The following is a 6,592-nucleotide window of genomic DNA, read 5'->3' as shown; positions in this document are numbered from 1 at the left end:
AGAGGATGAAGAAGAACGGGAATTCTATGAAGTGGTTCATGCCATCTGGTTTTCCCTTTTTGAAGAATTGGATGACGGAAAAAAGGTTATTGAGAAATTTATTGCGGCCGAGGCTGGAAAAATTAAGCGGCCGAAGCTGAAGCAAATTTTTCAAACATGGACGAATGGTCGAACGATTGCCGGGAAAGTCTTAAAAGTTGAAAACAACAAGCTGACAGTGGAGGATGGCTTTACGGGGGAACTGCTTGAGACAATTATTACTGGTACGCCGGCTGACTTTGAGGAAGGCACTCTATTTTTGGGTATGTTGGTACCATTTGGCCAAAACTTTGCGTTTTTCCCAGCGCCATTTGATTTGCCGGATTTAAAACCTGAGGTTGCTTTTTCTTATATCGAGGATAGCAGTATCGCCGCCGACTACCCGTCCCCACAACAGTATTTGGATGATTTTTTTATTGAAGTTTTGAGTGAACTGCCGATGGTTGGCGGCCTAATCGAAACGGATGACATCGAATGGCCCGCCCCGGTTTACAAGGAAGTTGCCGACCTTTTTAAAGCACAAGCAGAAGCTTTCGACACGCCTGCGCCAGTTGTGGACGCAGGGATTGTGCTTTGGTTTAGTTATTGCCAGAAGCGAAAAAAGCGGATTCAGAACCCGAATCTATATGCCGCCGGGCTGCATTATTTAATGCAAAAAATGATGCCGATGCTGGAAAAAGTATTTACACAAAAGGAGCTTGGGCAGATATACAGCGTGTCCGCTAGGTCCATTTCCACCATCTCATCGGACATGGAAAATGTCCTAAGCCAAGAAATAAGCGAAATGATGAATATTGTGTACGGGGGTGACGAGGAACCAAAGTTTGAAGAGGCGGAGGTCATTGAGTTTCCGAAAGGAAAAGATGAAAAGGTGCGTAGAGGAAACCCAAGTAAAGCTTCCACCTTTACGATAAATATTCCTGACAAATTGCCCAAGAAGGTTTCAAGACGAAATGAAGACCGTGCTCAGGAATTAGTTTTTGAGGCCTTACGTGCAGATGGGGTTAAAGTTCTCCACCTCATTCAAGAAGCAATCAATATCAATCCTTATTGTGTTGATGCGTTTGTTTTACTTGGTGATATCGCACAAAAACCGGAAGAATCCGCAGGATTGTATTGGCATGGCATACAGGTTGGCGAAAAACATCTCGGCAAAGAGTTTTTTAAAGAAAACGAAGGTTACTTTTGGGGGCTGATTGAAACAAGACCGTACATGCGGGCAAAGTTCAATTATGCCGAGACAATCTTTCTGCTAGGAAAAACTGATGAGGCGATAGAGCATTATGAGGAACTCCTCAAGTTGAACCCTATGGATAATCAGGGTGTTCGTACTTCCTTGTTTATGGCTTACATGGAAAAAGAAGAATTTGAAAAGGCCGAGGAACTGTTGGGAAAATTTGATGAGGAAACAACAGAAACTATCTACAATAGGCTTTTGCTAGAGCTGCTTGTAAACGGCTATACCGTAAAAGCAAAAACATTAGTGAAACAGGCCAAAAAAAGTAATAGATTTGTGTTATATTACCTAACCGGCAAAAAGAAGCTGCCAAATCAAACGCCTGAATATTACGGTTTCGGGGATGAGAACGAAGCAATTGTGTATGCCGCGATGCATTTGCATTTGTGGGGGAAGGTTGACGGGCTGAAGGAATGGTTAAAGGGTAAATAGAGTTTAAATTTTTAAAGCCCTTCGCAGGCTCAAATTATTGAGTTGGCGAAGGGCTTTCTGTTTGCGTTAAGCTATGAGTTTTGGTTGGGTCTATTTGGGGCGCATGTGCTGCTTCCAAAAAGGAATTACTTTCTCCACCATGACAATCTGAGCATTTTTCCATCAGTGAATGTCCAGGTGATTGAAGAGGGTCCAGTGCTTTTACTCCATAAATTGAGGTTTTGCCGTTGTGACATTTCATACAAAATACTCGTTCATTATTTTCGTCCCAATTACCAGTTGTAAATGAAAATGCTTCACTATCCTGATTCTCATGACCTAGTGTAGATTTCAAAAGCTTTAGATTGGTAGATGCATGTGTTTCGTGACACACAGAACATGGAATGTTTCCACGTAACTTGCTACCATTGATCGCGATAATACTATGTCCGGATTCAATTACACCATTTTGATCTTCATAGTATTGTTTTATATCCGATGCCTTAACACCATTATGACAACGCAGACATAATGAGTAATTGCCACTTTGACCATCAGCCGTTGTGTCTTTTTTGTACGAAAGAACCTCTCTAACTGAATTGTCATGATAATCGGGAACTTCACTTACAGCATTGTCTTTATGACAGGTATCACAGTTAACTTCTAGGCTATCTATTTTAGAGCCATTATCCTTTGTATAAACAAAATGGTCCTTTAAAAGAGTCGGATTATCCTCACTCCAGGTTATATGCGGGTTATGGCATGTTATACATGAACCTGCACTTGATGAATGTTCCGGGGTATCTATAGCATCATGTTTAGATTTAATGTCGCCATTATTCGTATCAAGATTTTCCGGCATTGGAGCTGCAAGCGTTCCATCATGACAAGCCATACAATAACTATTTTCTTTTGCTTTATCCATATAGTCAGATTTCGGTGTATCCAAACTTGGACTATCTCCATTATGCGTACTATGACAGTTTGAACAAGTACTAACATTATTCGAATAAAAGCCATGAGGCTGATTTGGTATTTCCGCCATCGTTTCATCAATGGCAGTAGATTTTACAGTTTCACTTACTGTTGTAAATTTTTTAATCACCGGAAAAAAAGCATTGCCATTATCATCAACAAATATCCCCGAATTATCTTTGTATTTTTCTGAAATTAAACTTGGATTGAACATTAAGTAATATGTTGTACTTGGTTTAAGGTTATGGAAATTTAGCATTAATTGATTATTCGATTTTGTTGGAGTTACACTATCTACCATTCCACTTTTATCAAATAAATAAATTAGGTTATTTATATTTGCTGGTACTCCATCGCTAAAATCAATTGCTATTGTTGGATCTAGCACTACTCTAGTCATTTCATTCTTATAAATGAGATCCATTTCCATAGTTTCATCTCTATCTTTGCTTATGCCATTCTCAATTATTTTATGTCTATAATTTAATACCGTTACCTTTATAGAAGTAACATATGGACGTTGAACAAATATTGTTGTGTTATTTGGCTCTTCATTTTCAATACTAGATTTATCTGTTGCCACTAGAAAATATCTGTTAAGTTTATCTGGAAAGGTTCTAGTAATCGACCATGAACCATTAGAATCTGGAGTTATTTGTCCTAAATCATTTTCGTGACGATCTGCATCGAGATACACTAATTTCATTTCTATATTCTCAGCAGTTGTCAGGTTATCCGATACTTCCCCATTTATAGTGGTAGTACCATCAGCATTTTTTTTAATATCCTTTACAATGATAGTTGGAGGAGTAGGAACGGGTATTTTTTCTTCATTAGAATCTCCATCTGTTGCTATTATAAAATATTTATTAAAGTTTTCAGTAAAGGTTGTATTTATCGACCATAAACCAGTGGAGTCTGGAGTAATTGACCCTAAATCATTCTCGAGTTGATTTGCATCCAGATACACTAATTTCATTTTAATACTTTCGGGAATTGTCAGGTTATCCGATACTAATCCTTTGATAGTTACTGTTCCATCAGCATTTACATTAATATTTTTCACAATAATGTTTGGGGGAATTGTACTTGGGTCCGGTTCAGCGGCTACGACATTAAGGGAAGTTAGGGTTGTAAGATTAAAAAGCAGCAATATAAAAAAAATTAAATATTTATGCTTACTTATTTTTAATGAGTTCATAATCAGCCATTCCTTTTTATGTAAGCTTTATAAATAAATTAAACAATGGTTGTTAAGTTTTTAAATATAGCAATAATTAAATCTTAATATCTACATTCTTATTATACTTTTAAAAGGAATGTTAATTGAATAGCGAAACTGTGAATAAAGCTTGACAAATTGGTGAAATGTATTGTTGACAAGTTTGTGAACATTTGTTTAAATAAAAATAAGATAACAGCCTACCGTAGTAAACTGTTATCCTTCAGTTTAAATATTCCATTCCGAGCTAACAAATAGTGGGGCTATTTGTTGGCTTTTTATTTTGCAGGTTTACCGTTAAAGTCTCCGCCAGTTACTGGAGCAGTAACTACATCTTTAGCGTGACAAGCTACACATACAGCATTATTGGTGTATTTCTTAAGTGCTGAGTCAGCCACGGTTCCACCATTAATACGAGTTACGTTTTCCATATATGCTTCAGCTTTTGCTTGATCCCAGCCTTTTCCACCTTGGTCTACTGGCTTCATATAATCAGCAATTGTATAACCAGCAGAGTCTTTCATTGTAGTAATATCCGTACCATGTGAGTAGTGACAAGATGCACAGTTTCTACCAGCAGAGCCGCTGTTGGTAGTATGTGAGTATCCATGGCCGTCAAGTTTTGCAGTAGCTCTACTAGTTAAATAAGCATCGTGGCAAGTAGCACAGAAATTAGAAAAGTTTGTAATTTCCGTACTTGTAGTAGCACCTTTTGCTTTTGTGATTTTAATTCCATTTGTTCCGGTGGTGGCGTTGAAAGCAGTATAAGCAGGGTCTTCAACTAAGTTAAGACCAATTTGTTTACCGCCCCCAAGATCTGTCAATGTTACATTTGTTGATCCAGTTGGAATTGCAACAGTTAATAAACGGTCGTTTGCGGAACCGTGCGGGTTATGACAGCTGGAACATTCTAATTCACTGGTCGAAACATTTTTAAAAGCACCAGGTGCTGCACTGACTGCAACACTATCGTCTACATTATGCAAAGAAGAACTTTTGTGCGATCCATCGAAGTCGAAAATACCTGCTGAGCTTGCTACTTCAACGTTATAAAAGCCCATTGTTCCGTCATGACAAGACATACACATGCTTAATTCTGTGTTTTTGTATTTTAATAAGTAAGTGTCTTCGCCGTTGTGTGCACTATGGCAGTTTGCACAAGAGGCAGTGTTGTTTTGGAAATTTCCGTGTGTGCGATGTGTCATTGCAGTACCATCGTTACCAATAGTAGCAGTTTCTGGTCGGACCATTGTAGCGGAAATGTCACTGACCACTTCTACAGTGCCTCTATAATGTTGTGAATCACCATAAGTATTTGTTGCCCAGATTTCATAGTAGTGTTTCCCAAGTGCTGGTTTTACCACTGTGTATGAAAGTATAGTAGGGTCTAATGTTTCTACATTTCCATTATCCCATTTAATAAAGTAATTTGTAACAGCGTTGCTTCCTCCTTTAGTCCATGTAAGTGTATAATCTTGACCATCTAAAACGGAATTACTAGAAGTAACAACTGGAATACCAGCGTTTGGTGATGGTGCTGCAGATGCTACGATGCTAAATAGACCAACTAAAACTAGCATCATGATGGTAGATAAACCAACCCGTAGCTTTCTCATTTCTAAAAACCTCCCATTTTTACCTCTCTCTTTTTTTATACAGCTTTTAAGTAAAACGATACAATTAACCTTTCTTTGATGCACCACCTCCTTAAAGGTAAAGAGATTATTAATTAAACTCTGAAATCCGTTGATTTACTGTATCAGTAACAAATAAAGTACCTCTATTGTCAATAAATAGCCCATTTGGGAGATAAAGCTTATCTTTATCTGATCCCATTCCACCTAGTTCAAATTCTTGCTTCCCATTTTTGTCAAATGCGTAGATATTATGAGATAGACTATTTACAATATAAATAGTTCCTTGTGAATCGACAGCAACTCCCCTCGGATTCAATAAGATAGTATCTCCTTTTCCGTCTTTTGAACCATTTATTATCCGTATAAATTTCCCCTTTTTATCAAATACTTGCAACCTATTGTTCCCAGAATCTGTAACATAAATATGATTGTCCTTATCAATCGTCACAGCATTTGGAGCGATGAACTGGCCTTCTTTACTTCCTGGTCCACCAATTTCCATTAATTTTTCACCTTTTAAATTAAAGATGTACACTTTATTTTGTTTGATATCGGTTACGTATAACTTGTCTTTAAAAATACGTAATCCACCAGGCGATGTGATGACTTTATGTTCTTCATCCTTTTCCTTGAAGTAACTAATGAACTTTCCTTTTGTATCAAATATGGAGATGTTGCCATTATAAAGATCGGCTACATAAATATTCCCCTTACTATCGCCAGCTATCCCGTATGGAAAGTTAAACTGTCCTTCTTTGTTTCCTGCGTTCCCAAACTTAAAGACAGGTGTACCGCCTTGGTCAAACACTTGGATTTTTTTCCCGGTTGAATCACTAACATATATATAGTCATTAACTTTTGCTACATCCATAGGTTTAATAAGAGGTGCATCAAAATCACCATAAAAAGATTGAGTAAATTCTGGAGGTCCACCCGTGTCCACTGATGCAACGTATGGTTTTAGTTTGTTTTGTAAATTTAAAAAATAGATGGCTCCAAAAAAGGCAACAGAAAGCAGGACAATAGTGCACATAGATAGAATTAAAGTCTTCGTTTTCAAGTTAAAGTCAC

4 protein-coding genes are annotated in these 6,592 nt (G+C 37.6%); 1 reads left to right on the top strand and 3 read right to left on the bottom strand.

Annotation, left to right across the window (positions count from 1 at the left end):
- Positions 1–1,708 (top strand): tetratricopeptide repeat protein (locus KHB02_RS13630; RefSeq protein WP_241113851.1); only part of this gene is annotated, 1,708 nt, incomplete at its 5' end.
- Between the two features lie 34 nt (positions 1,709–1,742).
- Here KHB02_RS13630 and KHB02_RS13625 read toward each other — a convergent pair.
- The 3 genes from KHB02_RS13625 to KHB02_RS13615 form a co-directional block, all read right to left on the bottom strand.
- Complete coding sequence (locus KHB02_RS13625; RefSeq protein ID WP_213144108.1) at positions 1,743–3,863, bottom strand: Ig-like domain-containing domain; 2,121 nt, start codon at positions 3,861–3,863, stop codon at positions 1,743–1,745.
- A gap of 299 nt (positions 3,864–4,162) precedes the next feature.
- Positions 4,163–5,584 (bottom strand): cytochrome c3 family protein, encoded by a 1,422-nt coding sequence (locus KHB02_RS13620; protein ID WP_213144107.1) that lies wholly within the window; start codon positions 5,582–5,584, stop codon positions 4,163–4,165.
- Between the two features lie 25 nt (positions 5,585–5,609).
- The gene (locus KHB02_RS13615; RefSeq protein ID WP_213144106.1) at positions 5,610–6,581 is read right to left on the bottom strand and encodes a 6-bladed beta-propeller; all 972 of its coding nucleotides are present in this window, start codon (positions 6,579–6,581) and stop codon (positions 5,610–5,612) included.
- Between the last annotated feature and the right edge of the window lie 11 nt (positions 6,582–6,592).

This window comes from Neobacillus citreus, from assembly GCF_018343545.2.
In the GTDB taxonomy this organism is placed as follows: domain Bacteria; phylum Bacillota; class Bacilli; order Bacillales; family Cytobacillaceae; genus Neobacillus; species Neobacillus citreus.
The sequence above is the reverse complement of the archived record's forward strand: the minus strand, read 5'-3'. Positions and strand labels throughout refer to the sequence as shown.

Bases quoted from the DNA above. Each gene is read 5' to 3' on its own strand.
- KHB02_RS13625 (WP_213144108.1), bottom strand. From the start codon at position 3,863: ATGAACTCATTAAAAATAAGTAAGCATAAATATTTAATTTTTTTTATA.